Source organism: Corallincola spongiicola, assembly GCF_004284785.1.
Classification (GTDB): domain Bacteria; phylum Pseudomonadota; class Gammaproteobacteria; order Enterobacterales; family Neiellaceae; genus Corallincola; species Corallincola holothuriorum.
In genome coordinates, this window is record NZ_SHLY01000005.1 from 138,994 (window position 1) to 165,367 (window position 26,374).

Genomic DNA, 26,374 nt, shown 5'->3' on the forward strand with positions numbered 1-26,374 from the left:
TATCCATTGCCATGGGTATCGGGGCCACTGACAAACTGACAAGTCACTCCATCTCAATCATTGAAAAAGGCGCTAATTCAGCGCCTTTTTCATGTTTTGCTATCTGTCACTTAGCTTCTAAGGCACCGCTGGCAGCTCTCTTCTTTTGTTTAGGAATATCAGAGCCGTTAAGCAAATCACGCCAGTCGCGATCCCTGCGGGTTGACTCATCGATTGCGGTAATCCAAGGCCGATACCTGCCGTTAAGATGTAAGAGACGGTGACACAGGTGCCGACGATTGCAGGCAAGCTGACAATCCAGTGGAACGCGTTTCGGTCGAATAGATACTTAGTGGCTAGCCACAATACGCTGGTGGAAAGCAGCATGTTTGAGAACGCGAAATAGCGCCAGATCAGCGAGAAATCAATTTTAGTCATAAAGTAGGCGATGATCAGGATAGGTAAGGCTAGCAGCAGTCGATTGCGAATGCTCTGTGGGATCTTAAATGCATCAATGATGGTTAGACGCAGTGAGCGGAACGCAGTATCGCCAGAGGTAATAGGAAAGACTGCCACGGCGATAATTGCCATCACGCCACCAGCAACCCCCAGGTAGCTAGTCGCCACTTGATTCACTACTAAACCGGGACCTCCTGCGTCCAGAATGCTCTTCAGCTCAACGTAGCCACCTGGGAAAGCAGCGATGCCCGCTGTTGCCCAAACACACGCGACGAGCCCTTCCGACATCATTGCGCCGTAATAGACTGGGCGAACATATTTCTCATTGGTTAGGCAGCGAGCCATGATCGGTGCTTGTGTTGAATGAAAGCCGCTAATGGCCCCGCAGGTGATGGTGACAAAAAGCAGTGGCCAGATGGGTAGACCATCGGGATTGGGCGCAAGTAGATCGCTGTTGTAGTGGCTGTGATCGAAGTAAGCAAAGATGTCACCCACCTCCGGCAGTTGCGGGGCGCTGATCAGCAGTGCGGCTGCAATAGAAACGGTCATTACGATCATCAGTAACCCAAACAGGGGGTAAAGCTTGGTGATGATCTTGTCGATGGGGAGTAGGGTGGCTAAAAAATAGTACCCCAGAATGACTAATACCCAGAAAGTGTTGTTGGCAAATATCGTATCTTCAAAAAACTCCAGGTTACTCAGCAAGCCGGCTGGGCTCATGATGAATACGACACCCACAAAAAACAGTAGCATTGCCGTAAACAGCAGCATGACGCCTTTGAAATAGACGTTAAAATAGTGTCCGGCAATTTCCGGTAAGCTCTTACCTTCCTCTTTAATACTCAATACACCAGAGAAATAGTCATGTACGGCACCACCAATAATATTGCCCAACACAATCCATACTAAGGCGATAGGGCCATAAAGCGCGCCGAGAATAGGTCCAAAAATTGGCCCAACCCCAGCCACGTTGAGGAACTGGATCAGGTAGGCTTTCACTGGGTGTACGGGCACGTAATCTACCCCATCACTAAATCGTGACTGGGGTGTTTTGGCGTTGATATCAATACCCGCCTGCTGTTCTACAAAGGGGCTATAGAACTTGTATGCCAAGAGTAGTAACGCGATACAGATAAAGAAGATAAACATGTTTTGCTGTCCATGCTGTTTAATAATTATCCTTTGAGTGTCATTCACACCGATTGCTTGGTCAAGCTTTCTTCTATTAGACCAAGGTCGGGGTTGTTAAGCCGCTATGATGGTGATAACCAACTGAAATAATTCGATAGTTAACGTGGCACTTTGTTTTGCAACTAGGCACACGATGGAGCCTGTGGGGCGATAAGCGCTGGCGCGGTGTAGCAAACCTTTGCTCATGGTTGCGCTATTTGGCGTATGATGCGGTAACTGAATTGAGTGCAGATAGACGTGACGATAAAGATTAAAAATATAGCTGAGCCTGAGATCACCTGTGCTAATTGTCAGGCTTGTTGCTGTCGTTTAGAAGTGATGTTAATCACCGACACCGGTGTTCCTGCCGAGCATATTTCGGTTGATCAGTTTGGTAGCGAAACCATGCTGCGTTTAGCTGATGGTTGGTGTTCCGCGTTAGATCGTGAAACCTTGATGTGCACCATCTACGACAATCGCCCCTGGATCTGTCGCGAGTTTGAGATGGGCTCCTATGAGTGCCGGAACGAAAGGGAGGGGTTATGACAAGCGGTCATCTTGAGTATCGCTTACGCTTGTTGGCGTATCATCACATGGAATAAACACTTTTTAAGTAAAAAGCCCCATCACTTGACGGGGCTTTTGCTATTCAATCACGCAACAGCGAAGGCTTACTTCACCTCTTCACCGGCTGCCTGGCGGTCAGCGTGGTAGCTGGAGCGTACTAATGGGCCACATGCGGCGTGATCGAAGCCCATATCATCGGCTTTTTCACGGAACATGCTGAACTCATCAGGATGGACGTAGCGTTCTACCCGCAAGTGATGGCGGCTAGGTTGCAGATACTGGCCGATGGTCAGCATCGTGGCGTTGTGCGCCCGCAGATCCGTCATTACTTCAAGGATCTCTTCGTTGGTTTCGCCTAAACCCACCATCAGACCTGATTTGGTTGGTACATTAGGGAACATCGCACCAAAGCGCTTCAATAGAGTTAACGACCACTGATAATCCGCACCGGGACGCGCTTGCTTGTATAGGCGTGGTGCGGTTTCCAGATTGTGATTGAACACATCTGGTGGCGCTGTTGCCAGTGCTTCCAGCGCACGATCCATCCGGCCGCGGAAGTCTGGCACCAGAATTTCAATTTTTATCTGTGGGCTGAGGGCGCGAATTTCACGCACGCAATCGGCAAAATGCTGGGCACCACCGTCACGCAGATCATCGCGGTCAACCGAGGTGATCACGACGTACTTTAGTTTCATGTCGCGGATGGTTTCCGCCAGTTTTTTCGGCTCTTCTGGATCTAAAGGCAACGGTTTGCCGTGGCCAACATCGCAGAATGGGCAGCGCCGTGTGCAGATAGCTCCCATGATCATAAAGGTGGCGGTACCGTGGTTAAAGCATTCCGGCAGGTTAGGGCAGGCAGCTTCTTCACATACGGAGTGCAGGCCATGGGCGCGCATTGCGCCTTTTATCTCTTCGATGCGTTGACTGGATGCGGGGAGCTTTACCTTCATCCAAGGTGGCTTGCGCAGCATCTCTTCTTTCTCAGTCGGTATCACTTTGACCGGAATGAGCGCCATTTTATCGGCATCACGGAGTTTTACTCCGGCTTCGAGGCGACGTGGTTTTTCACTCATAAGTTTTATCTGACTCGTCTATGACTTCTATCTGCTCGGCGGTTAAGCCCAGCTCGTCAGCTAATGCGTTAATCAGCACTGGCTGCAATTCATCTATGTTATCCGTGCCACCTAAGTCGGCGACCTGAGTCATCAGCAGTCCAGCATAACCACAGGGGTTGATGCGCTGGAACGGTGATAGATCCATATTGACGTTTAGCGCCAATCCATGGAACGAACAACCTTTGCGGATCCGCAATCCGAGGGATGCGATCTTATCGCCACTAACGTATACACCCGGCGCATCGGCCTTGGGATAGGCATCGATATCATACTGCTTGAGTGTATTGACGATGGCTTGTTCTATCTGGGTGACGAGTTCACGTACCCCCAGCTTTTTCCTGCGCAGATCCAGTAGGATATAGGCAACCAGCTGCCCTGGGCCGTGGTAGGTAACCTGACCCCCTCTGTCTACCTTAATCACCGGGATGTCACCGGGCGCCAGCAGGTGTTCTGCCTTGCCTGCCTGCCCCTGAGTAAATACTGGCGGGTGTTCTACCAGCCAGATCTCGTCAGTGCTGTCGGCGCTGCGGTGATCAGTAAAGTCACGCATCGCATCCCAGGTTTGCTGGTATGGGCGTTGGCCTAACTGACGGACGATAAGAGATGGGTTATTCAAATTGCAACTGCCTGCGTTGAACTGCAGGCATTATACTGGCTGGAGGGGCAAATACCAGCCAGCAAACGTAGGGGTATTAGAGGATGTGCTTAACGCCTTCGATCTCACCGAGTGCTTTATATAATGCTTCGATATGGGTTTGGCTGGTGACCGTGACACGGATAGAAACCGCGTGATAGTTGCCTTTGCTGCTAGGGCGAACCGTTGTGGTGTAATCACCGGGGGCATGTTTCTGTACCGCACTAACAACGCGCTCTGGCAATTTCGGATCCGCTAATCCCATTACTTTGAACGGAAAAACTGAAGGAAACTCGACCAGTTCATCAAAATTTACTTTCATTATCGCTTGCACCCCGTATCTGCTGCTCGGAACAGGTTTTCTAAGGGCGGCTATATTAGTGGTTAGCAATTGCGCAATCAAGTTTTGTGACTAAGATCGCCATCTTGCTTTGGGGGGCTGTCTTGCTGGTGATGGCCTCGTGGCGGCTGTTGTAGCCGCTAAGGCCACAAAAAAGCCACCGTTAAAGGTGGCTTAGTTGGTTTTAAAGCAGGCTATTCAAACCAGCTCATCACTAACTGTGTTAGGTAGTCGACGAGTTTGCTGAACCATCCGCCTTCTTCAATATCCTGCAGGGCAACGAGGGGGTACTCAGCAACTACTTCGCCATCTAGGCTAAATTGAATGCTGCCGACCTGTTCGCCTTTGCTGAGTGGTGCTTCCAGTGGGCGTTCTAAACCGAAATCAGCGCTGAGCTTATCGGCCTGGCCGCGGGGAATGGTAACTACGACATCATCCAATACACCCAACTCGACGTTTTCTTGGCTACCGTACCAGATACGTTGATTGACGATCGCGTCTCCCGCTTTTTTCGCGGTGACAGTTTCAAAGAAACGGAAACCATAATTCAGCAGCTTTTTGCTTTCTGCTTTACGGGCTTGCTCGCTGTTTGTACCCATTACGACCGAGATCAAGCGCATACCATCTTTGGTACCCGAGGTGACAAGGCTGTATCCCGCTTTCGAGGTGTGGCCAGTTTTAATGCCGTCCACATTCATGCTTTTATCCCACAGCAGGGAGTTGCGGTTGTACTGCTTGATGCCGTTGTAGGTGAACTCTTTCTCGGCGTAGAGCGCGTACTCTTCTGGTACATCGCGGATCAAGGCTTGCGCCAGGGTAGCCATGTCCCGTGCGGTAGTGTAGTGATCTTCATGGTGCAGGCCATGACTGTTCATAAAATGGCTGCTACCCATACCGAGTTGTTCAGCATAAGAGTTCATCAGTCCGGCGAAGGCGTCTTCGGAGCCGGCAATGTGCTCTGACATAGCGACACACGCATCGTTACCTGATTGGATGATGATACCGCGATTAAGATCCGAGACTTTGACGTAGGTGTTAACCTCGATAAACATCTTTGATGAATCGGGGAAGTTCTTCGCCCAAGCATTTTCACTGATCAGTACTTTATCGTCTGGCGAGATATTGCCGCTGGCGATCTCACGGCCGATGATATAACTGGTCATCATCTTGGTCAGGCTGGCGGGCGCTAAGATCTCATCTGCGTTACTTTCAACTAACACCGCGCCTGAATGGTAATCCATCAACAGGTAGCCTTTGGCTGCGACATCTGGCGCTTTAGGAACAACCGCAGGTGCCGCGTTCGCGACAGAAAAAAGACCCACAGTAACTAATGTGGCGGAAATAAGCAGACGAGAGGAGAGTTTTTTGATTTTTCCCATGATGACGACTTGTGTTGTTAATCCTTGTTCGGGGGATACCCCATGAATGTTGGCTACTATATCAGAAAGTTAACTCAAATCTGAGATAACTCACTCGTTTGGCCGAATAAGAAAGGCATTAGGAAATGCCTCCGCTCTTAATTTTGCCAGTAGCGCTTCTGCTTGCTGAACATTGTTTAGTGGTCCGAGACGTAATTTATGTAAACCATCTTTTTCTAGGGTCAGGCTACCAACGTCAAACTGGTCTGACAGTTGGCTGGCTAATTGGTTCGCTTTGCCTTCGTTGCCAGTGACCAACACTTGTACAAAGTAGGGCTCGATTGGATCTGGGTTGACTGGCTCAGAGCTATCTTCAGTGAGCGTTATAGCTTCAATTTTCACCTGCGCAGTGCCTGATTTGAGCATGTCTAACTTGTAGGCCGCGGCATACGAGAGATCAATGATACGGCCACCGTGGAACGGGCCACGATCGTTAACCCGTACGATCACCTGCCGCTCATTTTTCAGATTCGTTACGCGGACATAAGTCGGTAGTGGTAACGATTTATGGGCGGCACTGAGGCTGTACATGTCATAAATTTCACCGTTGGAGGTCAAGTGACCGTGAAACTTAGCGCCGTACCAAGAAGCTTCGCCTTCAGCGCTAAAGCCATCAGCGCTGTCCATCACCTGATATTGTTTGCCACGCACGGTATATTTTTTCATATTGCCTTGGCGGCTCTTCGGCTCATAACGCGGCACAGGGTCGCTGATGGCATCCAGATCCGGCGGTGAGCTGGGCGTGTGATCGTTGGCTATTTGATAACGTTGGCCGCTGCTACTGCCACATCCAGGCAGTAGCAGGCTACTTAGTACTAAGACGATGGCACCATGCCATGTTTTTAGTTTCACCTTATTTGGCCTTTGCTTTTGCGATCTCTTGGCTGAGTTGATAAACGGCCATGGCGTACAAGGGGCTATGGTTATAGCGCGTGATGACATAGAAGTTATGTAACGCGATCCAATACTCGTGACCCTCTTCCAACTCAAACTTTAACAATTTGACCGGCGCAGGAAGTGTGGTCTTTGGCAGTTCGACTCCGTGACTAGCCAATTCTGCGGGTTGATGTCTGGGCTTTAGCGCCTTTTCCAGCAACGCTTGATACTTTTCTCCAGACACACTGGTGGCATAGGTGACGGCCTCGCCAGATTTCCAGCCATGCTCTGAAAAATAGTTGGCGACACTGCCGATAGCATCGATGGTGTTGTTGAACAGATCGCGCTTGCCGTCACCATCAAAGTCGATAGCGTAATGGCGGTAGCTTGAGCTGATGAACTGACCTAAGCCCATGGCGCCAGCATAGGAGCCCATTGGTTGGGTGATCTCCCAGCCCTCTTCGCGGCTTAAGATCAGGAACTGTTCTAGTTCACTGCGAAAGAATTTGGCGCGTTTGGGATAGTAGAATCCCAGGGTGTAGAGTGCATCGAGAACGGGGTAAACGCCTTTGTGCTTACCATAAAATGTTTCGACCCCAATAATGGCGACAATGATCTCGGCTGGCACCCCGAACTCTTTTTCGGCTTTTTCCAGTGCAGCCTGGTTCTCTTGCCAGAACTCAACGCCTTGGTTGATACGTGTTTGTTTAATAAAGATTGGACGGTATTGATACCAAGGTTTTGCTTCCCAGGGGCGAGCGATGGCATCGAGGATCTTTTGATTTTTACTGGCACCCGCTAATGCGTTTTCGATATAGCCAGCTTCAAACTGGTGTTTGCTAACCATTCGCTGGGTAAATTCTTCGAACTGAGTGTCGGCAGCAGCAACGGGTAAGCTTAAAAATAAGCCGCCAACAAGGGAACAAAACGATCGGTATAGGGACAAAATGACAACTCCGGTCAAGTGGCAATAAGGCGCCGATGTGTATGAATAGCCATCAGAATGCCAAATCCTGCCATCAGAGTCACCATTGATGTGCCACCGTAACTGACTAAAGGCAGTGGTACACCTACCACTGGGAGCAATCCTGACACCATACCAATGTTTACAAACACATAAACGAAGAAGGTTAGGACAATACTCCCCGCCAGCAATCGGCTAAATGCCTGTTGCGCTTGAGAGGCGATCATCAGGCCACGAATAATAATAAATAGATAGATAGCTAATAGCGCGAGTACACCCATGAGGCCAAACTCTTCGCTGAAAACAGCAAAAATAAAGTCGGTGTGACGCTCAGGTAAAAACTCCAACTGTGATTGCGTACCATGACACCAGCCCTTGCCCCATAAACCGCCGGAGCCGATGGCGATCTTAGATTGAATGATGTGGTAGCCACTGCCTAAAGGATCGCTTTCCGGGTTGAGGAAAGTGAGTACCCGTTGGCGTTGGTAGTTATGCATGAGAAAGAACCAGAGCACGGGCACGAAAGCACCGATAGCGGCAAAAAAGAAGCTGATCAAGCGCCAGCTGGCACCGGCCAAAAATAGTACGAATATCCCTGAAGCGGCGATCAGTAGCGAGGTGCCTAGATCGGGTTGTTTGGCAATAAGCAGCGTAGGAAGAAGCACTAGCACGGCACCGACAGTGAGATCGCGCTTACGTGGCGGCAGTGGTTGCCTGGAGATAAACCAAGCGACCATTAATGGTACCGCCAGTTTCATGATCTCAGATGGCTGAAATTTCATCACCCCCAGGTCGAGCCAGCGCTGTGCGCCTTTGCCAACATGGCCAAAAACCAATACGGCGACTAATAGCCCTATACCGCAAGTGAAGGCGGGCAGGGCCCAGCGCTGGTAACTCAAGGGGTTAATCTGCGCGACAATAAACATCACGACTAATCCAATACCTAGGCGGGTGACTTGGCGTATCACCAAGGCTTTTTCCTGTCCCCCGGCACTGTAAATAACCAGTAGACCTATGGCCATCAATAGCATGAGGCCAATTAAAAGCGGCATATCAATATGCATACGAAACCATATTGATTGTTTACTTTGGGCTCCCTGGGTTTCGTTAGCGCTGCCTAGCATGGTTATAGCTCCGGCTTAAATTCAGGCAATAGGGAGGTGTTGTTCATATAGTAATCCATCAAGCGGCGGGCGATGGGCGCCGCATTTGAGCTACCGCCGCCGGCATTCTCAACGGCGACCGCGACCACTATGCGTGGCTCATTAACCGGTGCAAAGCCCATATACATCGCATTGTCGCGGTGTCTTTCATCGATTTTCTCGGCGTCATACTCAGCATCATCGGCGATCCCGATCACCTGTGCCGTACCGGTTTTACCTGCCGACTGGTACCAGGCGTCAGCAAACACTTTAAATGCCGTGCCTTTGATCTTGTGGTTAACGCCATACATGGCATCGATGACGGGCTGCCAATTACTTTCCTGTTTCAAAACCAAGGGGGGCTGCTCGTCCTTGGGGACGGCCAGGGTGCCGGTTGGTGTTTGGAATGATTTTAAGATCCGAGGGTTATAATGCTTACCCCGATTGGCCAAAATAGTGGTTGCAGAAGCAAGCTGGATTGGCGTCGTGGTCCAATAGCCCTGACCGATACCCACCGAGATAGTATCACCTAAGTACCACGGTTGGTTGTAACGTGCGCGTTTCCAGCCCCTGGATGGCATGGTGCCGCGATTCTCTTCATGGATATCGATACCACTGTAATCACCGAAGCCGAACTTGGTCATAAAGTCGCTGATCTTATCGACACCGAGCTTATGCGCTAACTCGTAGTAATAGGTATCACAGGACTGACCGATGGCATGTTCCATGTCGACCCAGCCATGCCCCCACTTTTTCCAATCGCGAAAACGTCGATTCACATTCTGCGGCTGGTACCAGCCGGGATCCCAGATGCGGGTGGTTGGGGTGACGATATACTCTTCTAACCCGAGCAGAGCCAAATGGGGCTTAATGGTGGAGGCTGGTGGGTAAGTTCCCTGGGTGGCGCGGTTGATCAGTGGTCGATCTTTCGAGTCCAGCAGCTCACGGTATTCACGGCTGCTGATCCCATGGACAAACAGGTTGGGATCGTAACTCGGGGCGCTGACCATGGCGAGCACGGCACCGTCACGGGCATCCATCACCACGATGGCACCGCGGGAGCCAGCCAATGCCTGGTGTGCCAGTAGCTGTAGATTAATATCGATATTCAGGAACAGATCCTGCCCCGCAACTGGCTCCTGGACGCTCAAGGTGCGTAAGATCCGCCCGCGGTTATTTACTTCCACTTCGCGATAGCCGACCTGACCATGGAGGAAGCGTTCGTAATATTTTTCTATGCCCTGCTTACCAATGTCCCGAGTGGCTTTATAGTTAGCCAGATCGCCTGATTGTTCGATACGTTGCAGGTCTTTACGGTTGATCTTGGCGACGAACCCCAGTACATGCGTGAGCACATCGCCATAAGGGTAATAACGGGTAGGGCGGGCTTCAATATAGACGCCGGGAAAACGATGTTGGTTGACGCTGAATATGGCGACCTGTTGCTCATTCAGTCGAGCTTTGATCGGAATGCGTTTGAAGCGTCGGCTAAAGCGACTACTTTCGAGAAATTTTTCCTGCTCTTCGACCGTGATCGGTAGCAGCTCGGCTAAGCCAGTGACGGTTTGCTCAATATCATCGACCTCTTCAGGGACAATTTCTAAGCTGAACACGGGGCGGTTTTCCGCTAACAGCACACCGTTCTTGTCGTAGATAAGGCCGCGATTGGGCGCTATCGGTAGGAGGCGGATACGGTTGTCATTGGAGCGCGTTTTGTAAGTGCTGTATGAGTTGATCTGCAGATGATAAAGATTGGCTATCAGCACGAACAGCAGGACGATAACAGAGAATAACGACACCATGGCTCGGCGAGAGAACAGGCGCCCCTCTGCCACCGCATCATGAATTGCTACCCGTCTTCTCATCATCGATGGTTACTCTCGATGGTAAGGGTGGTTGGCTGTTACGCTCCAGGCGCGATATAGCGCTTCCGTGAGCACAATGCGAACCATGGGGTGGGGGAGAGTCAGTGCGGACAATGACCAGCGCTGTTCCGATGCGGCGATGCAGGCGGGAGCTAAGCCTTCCGGCCCGCCAACCAGTAGACTGACATCACGACCATCCAACTTCCAGCGATCTAACTGCTGTGCCAGTTGCGGCGTTGTCCAATCTTTGCCAGTCACCTCAAGGGTGACGATACGGTTACCTTTGCCGACAGCGGCAAGCATTTGCTCCCCTTCACGTTCGAGGATCCGAGCAATGTCGGCGTTTTTGCCACGCTTACCTGCCGGTACTTCGATCAGTTCGAATGCCATCTCGCGGGGAAAACGACGGGCGTATTCGTTAAAGCCCTGTTCTACCCAACCTGGCATTCGGCTACCGACGGCGACCAACTGCAGCTTCATTCGCCGTTACGGCCCCAAAGCTTTTCCAGTTGATAGAAATCGCGGGCTTTTTCCTGCATTACGTGCAGCACTAATTCACCCAGATCCACTAAAACCCATTCGCCTTCACTTTGTCCTTCGACGCCTAGCGGTTTCATACCGGCATGTTTGGCTTCGGTCGCCACATTTTCAGCAATCGACTGAACGTGACGTTTAGAGTTACCAGAAGCGATGATCATGGTGTCAGTGATAGTGCTCAGGCCTTTAACATCAAGGACCAGAACGTCGCGTCCTTTCATGTCATCAATTTTGTCTAATACAAATTTTGTTAGTTCTTCAGCTTGCAAAGTCAGTTTCTCGTCGAGGTTTTGGCAAAATAATCGCTGATCATACCATGAGCTGGTGGCTAGATAGAATCTTCACGCGAGATATAAGTTGATGTCGTTCTATGGCGGCGATAATGGCCGGTGGCATCCGGCACCGAGTACTTTCGTCTGCTTTGGTTTTTCGCCCATATCACCGGATGGTAAGGCGGTTAAGTTCTGGGGTGAGCTACGGATGTGTGGGGCGTCGTTTGGGGCTTGCCAGCGAGGCTAAAGGGTAAAACGGTAATAAAGCAAACCCGTTGTCATCACTTAATAGCTCCCAGCGTGGCGATCATTTTGCTAATTCGGCATCACTGATAAACAGCGGCTCTTGTTGCCATGGTTGACTAAACATCAAGCAAAGGTGGGCCAGCCACGTCCAAGGGTGCTGTATGGTTCCGCCTTTGAGCCCCTGGTCGAGCTCAGCGCAGCGATTGACCATCTGCCTTATCTGCTCCGCCGAGAGACGTTTTAGTGCCTGCTGAAACAGCGGCTGACGCTGTTGCCAGATCCCTAAACGCATCATGCCTCGACTATCTCCGGAGGGCAGTTCAGCCACTTTTTGCAGCAATAGCACCTCTTTACTTAGTGCCCAACTAATTATCACGGGCTCCAACCCTTCGCCCTGCAGACTGTCGAGAATCTTCAGACAACGGGGGAGATCATTGGCCAGTAAGGCATCACTTAGCTGGAATACATTATGTCTGGCGTGATTGCCTAAGCTGACTTGCAGCTGTTCCAGTGAAACTGGGGTATTGCCATAGAGCAGAGCCAGTTTTTGTAGCTCTTGATCGGCCGCCAATAGGTTGCCTTCGCACTGCTCCATTAAAAACAGCTTGGCTGCGGGTTGTAAAACCGCTTGGTGGCGCTGACAACGTCCCTCTAGCCAGCGTTGCAGTTGCTGCCCACTGAGTGGGTTGACGGTAATGCTGAGAGCCGCGCTTTGTAGTGCCTGGCACCATTTGGCTTTCTGTTTATCTTTGGCCAGTCTGGGGCCATGAACAATCAGGATCTGATCAGGCGTTGGTTGCGATACATACTGTTGAAGCCATTGCCCGCCATCACGCCCCGGTGCCGCAGTGGGTAGTTCTAACTCTATCAGTTCGCCCTGTGAGAACAGAGACATTGTCGCCCCGGCGGCGTTGAGCTGTTGCCAATCAAAGCCATTGCCAGCAACGAAGCGTTGGCCATTATCAAAACCGAGTTTGGCGGCGGCTTTCCGGATCTCTGCGATCGCCTCATGCTTTTGCAATGGCTCATCGCCAAAGATCATGTAGATTGGCTGCAGCCCCTGCGCTAGCTTGGCTTGGAGTTGTTCCGGGTAGCATTGCATCAGCAGCTGCTATCGACTGTGGCTGGAGGAGATAATACGCAAAATACGATCGGCAGCTTCCGCTCGCATCTCACTGACCAGTAGCCGTTTCTCTTTCTCTTTTGCCAAGGCGCGGTTAGGGTCATCTTGATACTGGCGAACCACTTCTATGTTGTGTTTTACAGGATCTTTATTGGGCTCAAGCAGGTCGAATTCAAAGCCGTATATCAACTGATATTCAGCGACCTGACCATCAGAAAACAGTGAGAGATTACGTTCATTCAGATGATCGCGTTTCAGCAACAATATCGGGTGTTCCTGACTTGGATCTTTAAGTATTTCAACACTGTTTACCTTGAGTCTATCTTCGACCAAGCGGGTAAGCTCAGCGTATTCGTCCCAGCTGGCGATATGTACTTGTGTCATATTGGCGGGGATATCATAGCTTCCGCGCAGCCGGAACCCGCAGCCAGTGGATACTAGCGTGATGGTGACGCAGAGTAGCAATGTCAGAATTCGATTCATAGGGATAGCTTTGGGCTTTGTTTGATTACAGTAAATGGTAACCCGACACGCTTTGCAACTGTCGGCGGTTTAAAGTGAGAGAGCAGTACCTATGCAGGTGCTGCTCTCTATGGTCACTTGGCCTGCTATGACCTTGTATGCCTTAGCTTAGTTGGCAACAATGTTAAGCAATTTACCTGGCACATAAATCACTTTACGCAGGGTTTTACCATCGGTGAACTTAGTGACATTCTCTTCACCCATAGCAATGGCCTGTACTGCGTCCTGATCGGCGTCTGCTGCAACGGTAATACGGGCTCGTAGTTTGCCGTTCACTTGCACGATAATCAGCTTGCTGTCTTCTACCAAGGCGTTGGCATCAGCCTTCGGCCACTCGGCATCAACCACATCACCTTCATGGCCTAACTGCGTCCAAAGTACATGACTGGCGTGAGGGGTGATCGGGGCTAGCATCAAGGTCACAGCGGACAGCGCTTCTTGCATCAGGGCTTTGTCCTGATCGCTCTCTAGTGGCGCTTTGGTCAGCTTGTTCATCAACTCCATGATGGCAGCGATAGCCGTGTTGAAGGTTTGACGACGGCCAAGATCATCACCGACTTTGTCGATGGTTTTGTGTAGATCACGGCGCAGATCTTTTTGCGCGTCATTCAAGGCTGCGACATCTAACTGCGGTGCTGAGCCATTGCTCGTGTGAGTATGTGCCAACTTCCAGAAGCGCTTGAGGAAACGCATTGAGCCTTCAACACCGGACTCTTGCCACTCCAATGTCAGTTCTGGTGGCGCAGCAAACATCATGAATAGGCGCACGGTGTCGGCGCCGTAACGTTCAACCATCAAACCGGGGTCGATACCGTTATTTTTTGATTTTGACATTTTGCTCATGCCAGCATAAATCAGCTCGCGACCGGTTTCCCGTTCGGCGGCAGCGACAATACGGCCTTTCTCATCGCGCTTAATGTCGACATCCACTGGACTGACCCAGTTTTGCCCGCCACGCTCGTCTTCGTAATAGAAGGCGTCGGCTAATACCATGCCTTGGCAGAGTAAGCGCTTGAACGGCTCGTCACTGTCGACCAGACCCTCATCACGCAGCAGCTTGTGCATGAAACGGGCATACAGCAGGTGCATACAGGCGTGTTCGATACCACCGATATATTGGTCAACTGGCAACCAGTAATTCGCTTTGGCCGGATCCAGCATTGCGTCATCTGTGTGTGGTGAGCAATAGCGGGCGTAATACCAGCTCGATTCCATAAAGGTATCGAAAGTATCTGTTTCCCGGGTGGCTGGTTGACCTTGGTATTCAGTTTGTGACCAGCTGAGGTCGGCCTTGATTGGGCTTTTTACCCCATCCATCACCACATCTTCTGGCAACACAACCGGAAGGCTGTCGGCCGGAGCTGGCACTGTGTCGCCCGCTTCGGTGGTCAACATTGGGATTGGCGAGCCCCAGTAGCGCTGACGGGATACGCCCCAATCGCGCAGACGGAAGTTCACCGTCTTTTGGCCTTTGCCTAAGGAGGTTAACTTAGCGGCTATGGCATCCAGTGCCGCTTCAAATTCGAGGCCATCAAATTCACCGGATGCGAACAGTACGCCTTTTTCTGTATAGGCGGCTTCGCTCACGTCTTGGTCGCTGCCATCGGCTGGCTTAATCACCTGCACGATATCTAAGCCATATTTGCTGGCAAACTCGTAATCACGCTGATCATGGGCTGGTACGGCCATCACAGCGCCGGTGCCATAATCCATTAGCACGAAGTTAGCGACCCAAATTGGCACCTGTTTGCCGCTCAACGGATGAATAGCATAAAGGCCGGTTGCCATGCCTTTCTTTTCCATGGTCGCTAAATCTGCTTCAGCCACCTTGGTGTTTTTGCACTCTTCGACAAATGCCGCCAGTTCGGGGTTATTCTTTGCCGCTTGTTCTGCCAGTGGGTGCGCTGCAGCGACACCAACATAGGTCACCCCCATCAGGGTGTCCGGGCGGGTTGTGTAAACCGTGAAATTCTGTTCGCTGTCGGCAACATTAAAGTCGATTTCGACACCTTCAGAACGGCCGATCCAGTTGCGCTGCATCGTGCGCACCTGATCCGGCCAACCACCCAGCTTCTCGATTTCGTCGAGCAACTCTTGGGCGTAGGCAGTGATTTTAATAAACCATTGCGGGATCTTTTTCTGTTCGACCAAAGCACCTGAACGCCAACCGCGGCCATCTACAACCTGCTCATTGGCGAGTACGGTTTGGTCAACCGGATCCCAGTTGACTGTGGCCATCTTTTTGTAAACCAGGCCTTTCTCATACAAGCGAGTGAAGAACCACTGCTCCCAGCGGTAGTATTCAGGACGACAAGTAGCGAATTCACGACTCCAATCGTAACCAAAGCCCAGCTCATTGAGCTGACCTTTCATGTAGTCGATATTTTCGTAAGTCCATTTGGCTGGTGCGGTTTTGTTTTTAACCGCGGCGTTTTCTGCTGGCAGGCCGAACGCATCCCAACCAATGGGTTGCAGTACGTTTTTACCTAACATGCGCTGATAACGCGCGATCACATCACCAATGGTGTAGTTCCTCACATGGCCCATATGTAGGCGGCCACTGGGATAGGGGAACATCGACAGGCAATAGAATTTCTCTTTGCCCGGCTGCTCCGTGACTTCGTAGGTTTTATTTTCTTCCCAGTGAGCACGCACCTGAGGTTCGATTTGTTGCGGATTATATTGTTCTTGCATGCTAATTCGGCGCTGTCTTATGTGGCGTTAAAATTGAGATATCCCCATAGGATACCGCATCAGTGATCAAGCCAACAACAGGCGTTGTGCAGCTGACTATAATGAATTTGAAGATCTGGTGTTCAGGAGCGGACCATGAGTGACGAAAAAGCCCCCCATTCCGGCTATCAAAAGCTAGTTGATGAGTTGAAAGCGCAGATGGAAAAAGCTGAAAAATTCAGTGAAGAGGAGGTCCATGAGTGGGTTGAGAAGGCCACGGCTTACCTGCAAGCCGCGGGAGAGCTGTCGAAAGACGAGTTGCAACTGATGTCGACTTACCTGAAACGGGATTTTGCTACCGCCGCTGAGCGGATGAAGCATCTGCCTGATTCGTGGGGCGAAGGCCCGGCATTGGAATCATTTAAACAAAGTGCCTGGCGATGGATGTTGGAACTCACGGACCGAACGCAACTGGAGTGGTCTGAAGTTGCCGATGATTTAAAACATCAGGGAGTTTACAAAGTCGGGGAATGGATCAGTTTAGGGATCTTGATCTGCCATGATTGCGGCAAAGCTCAGGAGTTTTCGCACCCAGAACAGATTGATGCCTGCCCACATTGCGGGGGCGAAGCGTTTAATCGGCAGCCTTTCGATCCTTAAGTTGCACTACGGCGACAAGGGCAAAGGTCAGCATGATAACTAGCCAAACAGGCCAATGACCCAATTGGCTAAATGGTGTTACCCCTGTCATCCGTTGTATCGGTAATCTAAGCACGTCTGCGCTAAACATAGGCAGGCGGGCGATCTCTTCACCATACGCGTCTACCGCTGCCGTCACCCCAGTATTGGTGGCTCTGAGTAACGGCCGCCCTAACTCTTTTGCCCGTGCCCGGGCGATCTCCATATGTTGCTGTGGGCCGATGGAGTCACCAAACCAAGCGTCGTTACTGACAGTAAGGAGAAAGTCAGTTTGTTCATTGACGCTACGGCGTAGCTGCTCGGGGAAGGCTATTTCGTAACAGATCGCAGGGGCGATGGTGTAGCCGTTGGCGACCAGATTGGCTTGCGTATAGTCGCCACGAGAAAACGATGACATCGGAAGATTAAATAGCGGTGCAATTGGTCGCAATAGCTCTCCGAAAGGGACAAACTCGCCGATCGGCAGCAGGTGGTGCTTTTGGTAGCGGTTAGCGCTGTGATAGCGATATTCGTAAAGCGGTTTCTGCTGCTTGCCCAAAACAATTAAGGTGTTGTAGAACTGCCTGGTATCAAAGTTGTAGTCGACGATACCTGAGACGACCGTGGTGTCATTGTGCGTTGCGACATAGTTGAGGTTATCCAAGTACTCTTGTGCCATTGGTTCTACCGCTGGCACGGCGGCTTCTGGCCAAATGATCAGGTCAGCTTCATAGTGAGGGCGAGTTAGATCCAAGTACTTCAACATCGTCGGCCACTCTTGATCAGGCTGCCAACGCAGTGATTGTTCTATATTCCCTTGTACCAGAGCGACGTCAACGGGGTCGCCGTTCGGGCTAATAAATTGGATAAACGAAAGGCTAAAGCTGCCACCCAGTGTGCACAGGGCAAGTGCCGCCGCAGGCCACTGCCTTTGGGCAACAGTAAGCGCTAATGCGCCGGCAACAATGGCTGTCACTAGTGAGACTCCAGCGACACCGCTGAGTGGGAACCAGGCTGAAAGCAGACCATCTAGCTGGCTGTAACCTAATGCTAACCACGGGAAACCGGTAAGCAGATAGCCGCGGGCAAATTCACCTAGAACCCAGCAAGCGGCGAATAGCAGGATCTGCAAGTAGGGGTTACCGCAGCGGAACTTGCGAGATAACCAACATGCCAGGGCAGGGTAGAGTGATAGGTAAGCAGCCAGTAGCAACATTAAGGTCAGGGATACCGGTAAGGGCAGCCCACCAAACTGATCGATACTGATATGCACCCATGCGATGCCCACGGCAAATAACCCAAGGCCAAAGGCATAGCCCTGTCTGAATGCCTGCTTTGGCGTACTATCGTGCAGACAAAATGCGAGCACCGCCATGGATAATAACGCGGTTGGCCACCAGCTCCATGGGGCAAAGCCCAGCACAGAGAAGGCCCCAGCCGCTGCTAATAACAGTGGCTGGCGTAAGCGTTTTATCCAGCAGTTAAGGCGTGATTTTGAGGCCTTACTGGTGGTGACTGCATTTGCCACGTTAGAGCTCCGCTGCTTCACCACTTTTGGCATGGGTTGGCATGCGGACTTGCAGTTGGCGAATACGTCGTTTATCAGCTTGTACAACCTTAAACTGAATGCCGTTGAGCGTGATGGTTTCGCCACGACCAGGCATGTGGCCGAACGCATGACTTAACATTCCGCCGACGGTATCAAACTCGTCATCACTAAATTCGGTGCCGAAATAGTCGTTAAAATCGGCAATTGGCGTGAGCGCCTGAATAGCAAAAACTTTGCGGTTGATTTGGCGAATATCATGCTGATGGTCATCAGCGTCAAATTCATCTTCAATTTCGCCAACAATCAGTTCAAGAATATCTTCAATAGTGACCAGTCCTGACACGCCACCATACTCATCAATGACGATTGCCATATGGTAGCGTTTGGAACGAAACTCTTTCAGTAGAATATCGACACGTTTGCTTTCCGGCACGACCACGGCTTTGCGCAGTATCTTGGTAAAGTCGAACTGTTGATCGGTTTTTTTATAGGTGTAGGCGAGCAGATCTTTGGCGTGAAGAATGCCCTCGACATGATCTTTGTCTTCACCTATTACCGGAAACCGGCTGTGGGCACTGTCGACCACCAATGGCAGCAGCTCTTCTAACGGCTGACATATTTCAATGGTGATCATCTGCGAGCGCGGGATCATGATGTCTCTGACCCTGAGGTCTGATACTTCAAGAACGCCTTCAAGCATTTGACGGCTGTCCTGATTAATCAGGTTCTTTTCCTGAGCATGTTGTATTAACTGCACCAGGTCTTCGCGATTCTGCGGCTCTTCCTTAAATAGTTGGCTGATCTTATCAAGCCATCCTTTCTTGGAAGCGCCGTTACTAGAGTGAGGGTTGTCTTCGCTCATAGCGCCTTTTGTGGTTCCTTTGCCACTATTGAATTAGTTGTCCAATTCTTTGTAGGGATCATCATAGCCGAGCTTAGCAAGGATTTGCGTTTCTAATCCTTCCATTTCATCGGCTTCTTCATCATCAATATGATCAAATCCAAGTAAATGCAAGCATCCGTGCACCACCATATGCGCCCAATGGGCTTCAGCCGCTTTATTTTGTTCCTCAGCCTCCCTGGCGACAACGGCGCAACAGATCACCAAATCACCCAGTAGCGGCAGCTCAATATGCTCAGGAACGTCAAATGGAAACGACAACACATTGGTCGGTTTGTCTTTACCACGATAGTCGTGGTTCAACTGTTGGCTCTCTTCGCTCTCAACTAAACGAATGGTGAGTTCGCTCGGCTCGTTGCGCATGGCTAGTGCTGCATCTACCCATTGCTGAAACTGAGCTGCAGTGGGTAGCTGCGCAGCGTCCGCGGCATATTGCAGCTCTAAGGTGACACTCATTGGCTGTCGGTTCCGCTCAACGCTGCACGTTTGTCGACTTCCAGCTTTTGTTCGAAATCTTCGTATGCCTGCACAATTCGTTGGACAACTGGGTGACGGACGACATCGGCGGCTTGAAATAGGTTAAAGCTGATGCCGTCGATCTCTTTCAATACTTCGATGGCATGGCGTAAGCCGCTTTTTTGCGAGCGCGGCAGGTCGATCTGGGTTATATCCCCAGTGATCACCGCTTTCGAGTTAAAACCTATTCGGGTCAGGAACATCTTCATCTGTTCCACCGTGGTGTTCTGCGCTTCATCGAGAATGACGAAGGCGTCATTGAGCGTACGTCCGCGCATATAAGCGAGAGGGGCTACTTCAATAACATTTCGTTCAATCAGTCGTTCAACCTTTTCAAACCCTAACATTTCAAAAAGTGCGTCATACAGCGGGCGTAGGTAGGGGTCCACTTTTTGGCTCAGGTCGCCGGGTAAGAACCCGAGCTTCTCGCCAGCTTCTACCGCGGGGCGTGTCAGCAAAATACGCCGGACATCCTGACGCTCTAATGCATCCACTGCGGCGGCAACGGCGAGGTAAGTTTTACCGGTACCGGCGGGACCAATGCCAAAACTGATGTCGTTGAGTAGAATGTTTGCGACATAACTGTTCTGGTTGGGATTACGAGGCTTGATAACACCGCGTTTGGTTTTGATAAACAGCTCTTTGGCCGGGCTGACCATCTCTTTTGGTGTGATTTGCTCGACAATACGGCTTTCTTGGATCGCTAGATGTACCTGATGGGCATCCAGTTCCGAAAGTTTGCCTTTGACTGTTTGGGTTTCGACGTAGAGCTTTTTCAACAGCTCGCCCGTAGCCACAGCGGTACTCTCGCTGCCAATAACGCGAAAGCTGTTGTCACGGTAGCTGATCTCGACACCGAGGCGACGTTCAATCTGCTTCAAGTTGTCGTCGAAAGGGCCACAAAGGCTAGAGAGACGCTTATTATCGGCGGGCTCTAATGTTACGTCATGGGTACTAATTTGAGTGCTCAACATCTACCTCCTGACCGGCGCTTAGCGTCGGCCAGTTTGGAATTAGTTAGGGGTGAAAGTCGCAACGCCCAGCTCATCTACGCCATTACCCTGGCGTATGATCTCTGCGGGTGAAACGTCACTACGCAGAGACATTTCTGCTTCAGTGCGGATCAGCTCACCGCGGAGTGAATTTGGCAAGACTTCGGTGATCTTGACGTCAACAAATTGCCCGATAGAGGAGTGTGGCCCTTCAAAGTTGACCACACGGTTGTTTTCGGTACGGCCGCGTAACTCCATAGGGTTTTTCCGTGATGGTCCTTCCACCAGAATACGCTGTTCGCTGCCGATCATGCGGCGACCGATCTGTTGTGCTTGTTGCGTGATACGGTTTTGTAACAGATAAAGACGCTGCTTCTTGGTCTCTTCGTCGATATCGTCAACCATATCGGCTGCAGGTGTGCCGGGGCGCGCGCTGTAGACAAAGCTGAAGCTTAGATCGTAGCCAACGTCTTGGATCAGGTTCATGGTGGCTTCAAAATCATCTGCGGTTTCGCCGGGGAAGCCGATGATAAAATCTGAGCTCATGCTGATATCAGGGCGGATCTTACGCAGACGTCGGATCTTCGATTTGTATTCCAGTGCGGTGTGCCCACGCTTCATCATGGTCAAAATGCGATCGGAGCCACTTTGAACCGGCAGATGTAGGTGGCTCACCAATTCCGGCAGTTCAGCGTATACGTCAATCAGATCATCGCTAAATTCGACCGGATGAGAGGTGGTATAGCGAATGCGATCAATGCCATCGATGGCGGCAATGTAGCGCAATAGATCGGCGAAATGGCAGATGTCACCCTCATTGGTGTCACCGCGGTAGGCGTTAACGTTTTGCCCCAGCAGGTTGACCTCACGAACACCTTGGTCTGCCAGTTGCGCCACTTCGAACAAGACATCATCCAGTGGTCGGCTGACCTCTTCGCCACGGGTATACGGTACAACACAGAAGGTGCAGTACTTTGAACAGCCTTCCATGATAGAGACAAAAGCCGTTGGACCTTCAGCTCTAGGCTCTGGTAAACGGTCGAATTTTTCAATTTCTGGGAAGCTAACATCGACGACGGGTGCACTGTCATTCTGCACGCTACGGATCATTTCAGGCAGGCGGTGCAAAGTTTGCGGGCCAAACACGATATCTACATAGGGAGCACGTTGGCGCAGTGCGTCACCTTCTTGGGACGCAACACAACCGCCAACACCAATCACTAGGTTGGGATTTTGCTCTTTTAGTTCGCGCCAGCGACCAAGTTGATGAAATACCTTTTCTTGAGCCTTTTCCCTGATTGAACAGGTGTTTAGCAGTAGAAGGTCGGCTTCTGCCGGTTCTTCCGTCAGCTGGTAACCGCCGATCGAATTGAGTAGGTCTGCCATCTTTGACGAGTCGTACTCGTTCATCTGACAACCCCAAGTTTTGATATGCAGTTTTTTGCTCATGTGCCGCCTAACCTATTACGAAATTGCTTTCCCGAATTCGGGGGCAGGCATTTTACTCTGAATGGGCGGCAGTGGCTAGAAAAAGGCCGCTCGGGATTGAGCGGCAAGCTATGTTTGCCATGAGCGGCTGGGAAAATCAGTCGTTAACCGTTGCACTCCGTCATCGGCAGTAAAGCAGCTTCCGGCAGTTGCGGTGCCATTCTGGCCTGCATCTCTTGGGATGGCTGTTGATGGCTAGCCACTTCGGAAGTCGCAAAACTTTCTGCCAAAGCCAGCTGGGCACTGTGGCGGATCTCTGCTTTGAGCTGTTGTTGCAGCGTTTGCTGGGTTTGCACCATCAATGCTTTACTGTCAGTCATCTTCTCTGCTGCTTGCACGGCGCTGGTGTGGCTTAATAGCAGTGCAGTTAGCGTGGCGACAATTGTTTTGCTAACCATGATTTCAACTCCATATCCTTTGGTGGCACCGGTTTTTGCCTGAGCTTTCCAGTGCGTGATTAATGTGTGTTGAAGAGTAGTCCTATAGATATGTCAGTGTTGTGCAAGATGTAAGCAACCTTGTCTGTGCGGCGGAACTATCATGTTTGCTTACAATTGTTGAAAAAATAAGCAGTGAACACCGTGGTTATTCTTGGAAAAAAGTTCGCGTACACTGTCTAGTGTTAATCAAGGAGCTGTTATGGAAAGGTTTGAGCTGATAGTTGTGGGCGGCGGCATGGTGGGCGCATCGTTGGCGTTGAAGGTCGCTATGAGTGGCGTGCGAGTAGCCTTGATAGAGAAACGACCGCCAGCAGAGTTTGAACCTAGCAGTCCTTGTGGTTTACGGGTTTCCGCACTTAATCGCAGCTCTGAGTCATTGTTAGATACGGTGGGGGCCTGGCCTGAGCTGATGGCTATGCGCAGCCACTGTTATCGGCGTTTGTCGGTGTGGCAGCAGGGGGGAAGCCGGACTGACTTTGATGCATCGGAGGTAGGTGAAGCTCACTTAGGCTACCTAGTAGAAAATGATCTGATTCAGCGCGCGTTGTGGAACGCGTTGGAACAGAGCAATGTCGCTCTTTACACACCAGACTCCGTTGTTGAGTTAGCGCAAGAGAGTAGCGCCTGCCATCTCAAGTTAGAGAGCGGGGCGGTGTTGCAAGGGGCGTTAGTGGTGGCGGCGGATGGTGCGGATTCTAAAATGCGTTCGCTGGCAGGTATTGGGGTTACTGGATGGGATTATCAACAACACGCCTTGGTGGTGGTCGTTAAACTGCAGCAGACTGCCCCTGATATTACCTGGCAATCTTATGTTGAGAGTGGTCCTAGAGCGTTCTTACCATTGGCGGAAGAGCAAGCATCATTGGTGTGGTACCACTACCCGCATGAAGTGAAGAGGTTGCGGTCGATGGCGCCACTGAAGTTAGAGGAGGCGGTCAGAGAAGCGTTTCCAGATGATCTTCCTGAGTTTGAGATCCTGAACCAAAGTAGTTTTCCCCTTAAGCGGCAACATGCTAACCATTATGTGTCCGGGCGAGTGGTGCTGGTGGGGGATGCGGCTCATGTGATTAATCCGATGGCGGGGCAAGGGGTTAATCTGGGATTTCAAGATGTGATCGCTTTGTCTGAGCAGCTAGCTGCAGTGCAACCTGACGACTGGCCACAAGCGGCGCAGGCCTATGAGCGCAAACGGCGAGGCGCAAATTTACTGATGATGAGCACTATGGATGGCCTGTATGCGACGTTTGGTAGCGATAAGATGCCGCTGCGGATATTGCGTAGTGTTGGATTGTGGGCGGCCAATAGAGCAACGCCGTTGAAAGCTTCAGCGTTGCGCTATGCCATGGGGTTGCCACTTATTTGAGTGGTTCTGCTAAACAAAACTAAAAAAGCCCAGCATTAGCTGGGCTTTTTTAGTTTATGGCTGGGATACCAGGATTCGAACCTGGGAATGGCGGGATCAAAACCCGCTGCCTTACCGCTTGGCGATATCCCAATTGTTTGGTGTGGCTTGCTCAGCCAGAGAAAATGGCTGGGATACCAGGATTCGAACCTGGGAATGGCGGGATCAAAACCCGCTGCCTTACCGCTTGGCGATATCCCAACAAACAATCACATGGTGCGGAAAGAGAGACTTGAACTCTCACACCCTAAGGTACTGGAACCTAAATCCAGCGCGTCTACCAATTCCGCCACTTCCGCATTCTTACTGTGACATTAGAAAATTTGGTGGCTATGGCGGGACTTGAACCTGCGACCCCAGCATTATGAGTGCTGTGCTCTAACCAGCTGAGCTACATAGCCACTGCAACTTTCTAACTTTGCCCCTTTCGGGTGGCGCGTATTATGCGAATAGGCCCCTACCTCGTCAACCCCCAATTTCGTTCTTTTTTCTATTTGCGCATACTCTGAACAATTTGAACGAATTGTCAGCGTTAAAATCCCCATATTGTTAGCTCGAAACCTATTGTTTTCGTTTGGCATTGCGATTTTGCTATTAATGCAGATGGTGATGACGAATAGGGCTGGTTAGAATAGCGATGAATTCATTACAAAACACAGGTCGTTATGTTGTTTAACCGTATCGGATTGATTTTAGCTTTTTGCTTTACCCTTTCTTTTTTCACTACGTCAGCCGGTGCCGCCGAGGCTGATGTGAAATATTCGATAACCATGACCGATCCTGCTCATCATTTGGCTGTCGTCTCATTGACCTTGAATGCCGAGGCAGGAGCCTTGGATCTGTACTTGCCGGTGTGGCGGAGTGGTAAGTATCGAATTTTGCCGTTAGCCAATGGTATTCGACAGTTTTCCGCTGTTGATGCGAAGCAACAACCATTGAATTGGCAAAAAGTAGATAAAAGCCATTGGCAGGTGGAAGTGACGCAAGCCAGTAAGGTTACGGTGAGCTATCAGCTATACGCTGACATGTTAGGTGACAGAGTTCGTCATATTGACGACAGTCATGCCTTTCTCGACGCTTCTGGTGTGTTTATGTACTCGCCAAATCACCGGGCAAAGCCGCTGAGTGTCGAGCTGCAGGTACCGGAGAACTGGCAATCCCGCAGTGGCATGAAACAGCTGTCGCCCCATCACTTTGTTGCTGCTAACTATGATGTATTGGTTGATTCACCAATTGAAACGGGGATCCATGAATACCATGAATTCAGTATGGGAGATCGTCACTACGGCTTGCTGTTTTGGGGTAAGGGCAATCACGACAGTGACCAGGTAATTACTGACCTGAAAAAACTAGATAAAGCGGCTGGAGAGCTGTGGGGGGATTATCCGTTTAAGGATTACCTTTATATGGTTCATGGCACCAGTGGTGCGCGTGGCGCCACTGAGCACTTGAACTCGACTATCATACAATTTCCTTGGTATGCCTTTCATGAACGTAAGGACTACATACGTTTTATTTCAACCTCGGCCCATGAATTAATCCACACTTGGAATGTGAAAGCCTATCGCCCGAAAGGGATCTCGCCCTATGCCTACCAACAAGAAAATTACACCCCTTTGTTGTGGATCGCCGAAGGCTCAACCAGCTATTACGATCTGCTATTGCCTGTTCGTGCCGGTGTGATCACTGAGAAAGAGTTTTTAGAGTTGTTTGCCAAAGAGCTACAAGCATATCTGGATAGACCTGGTAAGTCTGAGATGTCTGTGGCTGAAGCCAGTTTTGACTGGTGGATCGAGAGTGGAGGTGATCGCGGACACAACCATAGCGTGAGTATTTATGGTGAGGGCGCATTGGTTTCATGGTTCTGGGATGTAAAGTTGCGGGAGAGCAGTGGTGGTGACGCCAGTTGGGATGATCTGCATCGCGCCCTGTATCAGACATTTTCTGTGAGCAAAGGCGAAGGCTATGAGGTCGCTGATGTTCAGCTGATCCTAGGCGAGCTCAGCGGCGATGATGTTTCTCATGCTTGGGCTATGTATGTCGACGGTACGGAGTCGTTAGAGATAGATCCGCTGCTTAAACACTTTGGTTTGAAAACAGCTTGGCAATATGAAGACGCGCGCGCTGATGCTGGGTGGCAACTGAAAGAGGAAGCGGGGCGTTGGTTAGTCAAACAAACCAGTCGTGGCAAAAGTGCCTGGACGGCAGGTTTGGTTGCCGGTGATCAGATCCTGGCGATTAACGGTCAACGGCTGTCGCAAGGGTCGTCAAAGAGTGCTCTGACGCAGTACCAGCCGGGTGACAGTGTGGTTGTGCACTACTTCCGCCGGGACCAGCTGCTTCGTAGCACCATGGTGCTGGGCGAGAGCTTTGGCAAGCTGAAGCTAGTTAAAGATAAAACGGCATCACCGATGCAGAAAAGCCAATATGAAAGTTGGACCGGGCAACCATTCACTCCCCCTGAAGTTGCGGTTAGCCCGGAAAAACCGTCTAAGTAGCATCTTTA

The 26,374-nt window shown here is 50.8% G+C and carries 24 protein-coding genes and 4 tRNA genes; 4 read left to right on the forward strand and 24 right to left on the reverse strand.

Features of this window, described 5'->3' with window-relative positions; all coding sequences use genetic code 11:
* Positions 1-117: 117 nt before the first annotated feature.
* Positions 118-1,587 (reverse strand): carbon starvation CstA family protein, encoded by a 1,470-nt coding sequence (locus tag EXY25_RS14210; protein ID WP_130567273.1) that lies wholly within the window; start codon positions 1,585-1,587, stop codon positions 118-120.
* Between the two features lie 279 nt (positions 1,588-1,866).
* Between EXY25_RS14210 and EXY25_RS14215 the strand changes: the two genes are divergently transcribed.
* The gene (locus tag EXY25_RS14215) at positions 1,867-2,154 is read left to right on the forward strand and encodes a YkgJ family cysteine cluster protein (protein WP_130567274.1); all 288 of its coding nucleotides are present in this window, start codon (positions 1,867-1,869) and stop codon (positions 2,152-2,154) included.
* Between the two features lie 125 nt (positions 2,155-2,279).
* Here EXY25_RS14215 and lipA read toward each other — a convergent pair whose 3' ends face one another.
* The 13 genes from lipA to leuS all read right to left on the reverse strand — a co-directional run bounded on the left by lipA (position 2,280) and on the right by leuS (position 15,923).
* Positions 2,280-3,248 (reverse strand): lipoyl synthase, encoded by a 969-nt coding sequence (gene lipA, locus EXY25_RS14220; RefSeq protein WP_130567275.1) that lies wholly within the window; start codon positions 3,246-3,248, stop codon positions 2,280-2,282.
* A complete protein-coding gene (gene lipB / locus EXY25_RS14225) occupies positions 3,241-3,906 on the reverse strand; it encodes a lipoyl(octanoyl) transferase LipB (RefSeq protein WP_114338933.1) in 666 nt (221 codons plus the stop codon). Before lipB ends, lipA begins: the two co-directional genes overlap by 8 nt.
* 76 nt (positions 3,907-3,982) lie before the next feature.
* Positions 3,983-4,249: a DUF493 family protein YbeD gene (ybeD, locus tag EXY25_RS14230; RefSeq protein ID WP_213014113.1), complete on the reverse strand. Its 267-nt coding sequence runs from the start codon at positions 4,247-4,249 to the stop codon at positions 3,983-3,985.
* Between the two features lie 209 nt (positions 4,250-4,458).
* Entirely contained in the window at positions 4,459-5,643 is a 1,185-nt protein-coding gene (locus tag EXY25_RS14235; RefSeq protein ID WP_130567277.1) for a serine hydrolase, read from the reverse strand.
* 90 nt (positions 5,644-5,733) lie between these two features.
* Positions 5,734-6,534, reverse strand: coding sequence for a septal ring lytic transglycosylase RlpA family protein (locus EXY25_RS14240; RefSeq protein WP_233496500.1), 801 nt, complete (start codon positions 6,532-6,534; stop codon positions 5,734-5,736).
* A 1-nt stretch (position 6,535) separates the two neighbouring features.
* Positions 6,536-7,504 carry a lytic murein transglycosylase B gene (mltB, locus tag EXY25_RS14245; RefSeq protein WP_130567279.1) on the reverse strand — a complete coding sequence of 323 codons (969 nt, stop codon included), beginning with the start codon at positions 7,502-7,504 and terminating at the stop codon, positions 6,536-6,538.
* Positions 7,505-7,518: 14 nt separating this feature from the next.
* Positions 7,519-8,646, reverse strand: a complete 1,128-nt coding sequence (gene rodA / locus EXY25_RS14250; protein ID WP_114338938.1) for a rod shape-determining protein RodA — start codon at positions 8,644-8,646, stop codon at positions 7,519-7,521.
* A gap of 2 nt (positions 8,647-8,648) precedes the next feature.
* The gene (gene mrdA, locus EXY25_RS14255; protein WP_114338939.1) at positions 8,649-10,532 is read right to left on the reverse strand and encodes a penicillin-binding protein 2; all 1,884 of its coding nucleotides are present in this window, start codon (positions 10,530-10,532) and stop codon (positions 8,649-8,651) included.
* Between the two features lie 6 nt (positions 10,533-10,538).
* The gene (gene rlmH, locus EXY25_RS14260) at positions 10,539-11,009 is read right to left on the reverse strand and encodes a 23S rRNA (pseudouridine(1915)-N(3))-methyltransferase RlmH (protein ID WP_130567280.1); all 471 of its coding nucleotides are present in this window, start codon (positions 11,007-11,009) and stop codon (positions 10,539-10,541) included.
* Entirely contained in the window at positions 11,006-11,335 is a 330-nt protein-coding gene (gene rsfS, locus EXY25_RS14265) for a ribosome silencing factor (RefSeq protein ID WP_130567281.1), read from the reverse strand. The genes rlmH and rsfS overlap by 4 nt, the downstream gene beginning before the upstream one ends.
* 310 nt (positions 11,336-11,645) lie before the next feature.
* Positions 11,646-12,686, reverse strand: a complete 1,041-nt coding sequence (gene holA / locus EXY25_RS14270; protein ID WP_130567282.1) for a DNA polymerase III subunit delta — start codon at positions 12,684-12,686, stop codon at positions 11,646-11,648.
* Positions 12,687-12,695: 9 nt separating this feature from the next.
* Positions 12,696-13,190 carry an LPS-assembly lipoprotein LptE gene (locus EXY25_RS14275; RefSeq protein WP_130567283.1) on the reverse strand — a complete coding sequence of 165 codons (495 nt, stop codon included), beginning with the start codon at positions 13,188-13,190 and terminating at the stop codon, positions 12,696-12,698.
* Positions 13,191-13,337: 147 nt separating this feature from the next.
* Positions 13,338-15,923 (reverse strand): leucine--tRNA ligase, encoded by a 2,586-nt coding sequence (gene leuS / locus EXY25_RS14280; protein WP_130567284.1) that lies wholly within the window; start codon positions 15,921-15,923, stop codon positions 13,338-13,340.
* A gap of 135 nt (positions 15,924-16,058) precedes the next feature.
* Between leuS and EXY25_RS14285 the strand changes: the two genes are divergently transcribed.
* Positions 16,059-16,562, forward strand: coding sequence for a zinc ribbon-containing protein (locus EXY25_RS14285; protein ID WP_114338945.1), 504 nt, complete (start codon positions 16,059-16,061; stop codon positions 16,560-16,562).
* Here the strand turns inward: EXY25_RS14285 and lnt are convergent.
* From lnt to EXY25_RS14315, 6 genes are all read right to left on the reverse strand, one after another.
* Positions 16,537-18,108: an apolipoprotein N-acyltransferase gene (gene lnt, locus EXY25_RS14290; RefSeq protein ID WP_246019567.1), complete on the reverse strand. Its 1,572-nt coding sequence runs from the start codon at positions 18,106-18,108 to the stop codon at positions 16,537-16,539. The two genes, EXY25_RS14285 and lnt, sit on opposite strands and share 26 nt — an antisense overlap.
* 1 nt (position 18,109) lies before the next feature.
* Complete coding sequence (gene corC, locus EXY25_RS14295; RefSeq protein WP_114338947.1) at positions 18,110-18,991, reverse strand: CNNM family magnesium/cobalt transport protein CorC; 882 nt, start codon at positions 18,989-18,991, stop codon at positions 18,110-18,112.
* A 33-nt stretch (positions 18,992-19,024) separates the two neighbouring features.
* The gene (ybeY, locus tag EXY25_RS14300) at positions 19,025-19,486 is read right to left on the reverse strand and encodes an rRNA maturation RNase YbeY (RefSeq protein WP_114338948.1); all 462 of its coding nucleotides are present in this window, start codon (positions 19,484-19,486) and stop codon (positions 19,025-19,027) included.
* On the reverse strand, positions 19,483-20,520 hold the full coding sequence (locus tag EXY25_RS14305) for a PhoH family protein (protein WP_407642950.1): 1,038 nt from the start codon (positions 20,518-20,520) through the stop codon (positions 19,483-19,485). The genes ybeY and EXY25_RS14305 overlap by 4 nt, the downstream gene beginning before the upstream one ends.
* Positions 20,521-20,559: 39 nt before the next feature.
* Positions 20,560-21,987 (reverse strand): tRNA (N6-isopentenyl adenosine(37)-C2)-methylthiotransferase MiaB, encoded by a 1,428-nt coding sequence (gene miaB, locus EXY25_RS14310; RefSeq protein ID WP_130567286.1) that lies wholly within the window; start codon positions 21,985-21,987, stop codon positions 20,560-20,562.
* 143 nt (positions 21,988-22,130) lie between these two features.
* Complete coding sequence (locus EXY25_RS14315) at positions 22,131-22,424, reverse strand: hypothetical protein (protein ID WP_114338950.1); 294 nt, start codon at positions 22,422-22,424, stop codon at positions 22,131-22,133.
* A 241-nt stretch (positions 22,425-22,665) separates the two neighbouring features.
* Between EXY25_RS14315 and EXY25_RS14320 the strand changes: the two genes are divergently transcribed.
* The gene (locus tag EXY25_RS14320; RefSeq protein ID WP_207232177.1) at positions 22,666-23,829 is read left to right on the forward strand and encodes an FAD-dependent monooxygenase; all 1,164 of its coding nucleotides are present in this window, start codon (positions 22,666-22,668) and stop codon (positions 23,827-23,829) included.
* A gap of 57 nt (positions 23,830-23,886) precedes the next feature.
* On the opposite strand, the gene EXY25_RS14325 is transcribed toward EXY25_RS14320, so the two are convergent.
* The 4 genes from EXY25_RS14325 to EXY25_RS14340 all read right to left on the reverse strand — a co-directional run bounded on the left by EXY25_RS14325 (position 23,887) and on the right by EXY25_RS14340 (position 24,269).
* Positions 23,887-23,961 (reverse strand) — tRNA-Gln (locus tag EXY25_RS14325).
* 33 nt (positions 23,962-23,994) lie between these two features.
* Positions 23,995-24,069, reverse strand: a tRNA-Gln gene (locus EXY25_RS14330).
* A gap of 13 nt (positions 24,070-24,082) precedes the next feature.
* Positions 24,083-24,167, reverse strand: a tRNA-Leu gene (locus EXY25_RS14335).
* A gap of 25 nt (positions 24,168-24,192) precedes the next feature.
* Positions 24,193-24,269, reverse strand: a tRNA-Met gene (locus EXY25_RS14340).
* A gap of 264 nt (positions 24,270-24,533) precedes the next feature.
* Here EXY25_RS14340 and EXY25_RS14345 point away from each other — a divergent pair.
* The gene (locus EXY25_RS14345; protein WP_130567287.1) at positions 24,534-26,366 is read left to right on the forward strand and encodes a M61 family metallopeptidase; all 1,833 of its coding nucleotides are present in this window, start codon (positions 24,534-24,536) and stop codon (positions 26,364-26,366) included.
* Positions 26,367-26,374 lie beyond the last annotated feature (8 nt).

Bases quoted from the DNA above. Each gene is read 5' to 3' on its own strand.
- mrdA (WP_114338939.1), bottom strand. From the start codon at position 10,532: ATGATGAGAAGACGGGTAGCAATTCATGATGCGGTGGCAGAGGGGCGC.
- miaB (WP_130567286.1), bottom strand. From the start codon at position 21,987: ATGAGCAAAAAACTGCATATCAAAACTTGGGGTTGTCAGATGAACGAG.
- EXY25_RS14315 (WP_114338950.1), bottom strand. From the start codon at position 22,424: ATGGTTAGCAAAACAATTGTCGCCACGCTAACTGCACTGCTATTAAGC.
- lipA (WP_130567275.1), bottom strand. From the start codon at position 3,248: ATGAGTGAAAAACCACGTCGCCTCGAAGCCGGAGTAAAACTCCGTGAT.
- EXY25_RS14210 (WP_130567273.1), bottom strand. From the start codon at position 1,587: ATGTTTATCTTCTTTATCTGTATCGCGTTACTACTCTTGGCATACAAG.
- leuS (WP_130567284.1), bottom strand. From the start codon at position 15,923: ATGCAAGAACAATATAATCCGCAACAAATCGAACCTCAGGTGCGTGCT.
- EXY25_RS14320 (WP_207232177.1), top strand. From the start codon at position 22,666: ATGGAAAGGTTTGAGCTGATAGTTGTGGGCGGCGGCATGGTGGGCGCA.
- holA (WP_130567282.1), bottom strand. From the start codon at position 12,686: ATGCAATGCTACCCGGAACAACTCCAAGCCAAGCTAGCGCAGGGGCTG.
- EXY25_RS14345 (WP_130567287.1), top strand. From the start codon at position 24,534: ATGTTGTTTAACCGTATCGGATTGATTTTAGCTTTTTGCTTTACCCTT.
- EXY25_RS14275 (WP_130567283.1), bottom strand. From the start codon at position 13,190: ATGAATCGAATTCTGACATTGCTACTCTGCGTCACCATCACGCTAGTA.
- EXY25_RS14235 (WP_130567277.1), bottom strand. From the start codon at position 5,643: ATGGGAAAAATCAAAAAACTCTCCTCTCGTCTGCTTATTTCCGCCACA.
- rlmH (WP_130567280.1), bottom strand. From the start codon at position 11,009: ATGAAGCTGCAGTTGGTCGCCGTCGGTAGCCGAATGCCAGGTTGGGTA.
- ybeY (WP_114338948.1), bottom strand. From the start codon at position 19,486: ATGAGTGTCACCTTAGAGCTGCAATATGCCGCGGACGCTGCGCAGCTA.
- EXY25_RS14285 (WP_114338945.1), top strand. From the start codon at position 16,059: ATGAGTGACGAAAAAGCCCCCCATTCCGGCTATCAAAAGCTAGTTGAT.
- rodA (WP_114338938.1), bottom strand. From the start codon at position 8,646: ATGCTAGGCAGCGCTAACGAAACCCAGGGAGCCCAAAGTAAACAATCA.
- corC (WP_114338947.1), bottom strand. From the start codon at position 18,991: ATGAGCGAAGACAACCCTCACTCTAGTAACGGCGCTTCCAAGAAAGGA.
- EXY25_RS14305 (WP_407642950.1), bottom strand. From the start codon at position 20,520: ATGTTGAGCACTCAAATTAGTACCCATGACGTAACATTAGAGCCCGCC.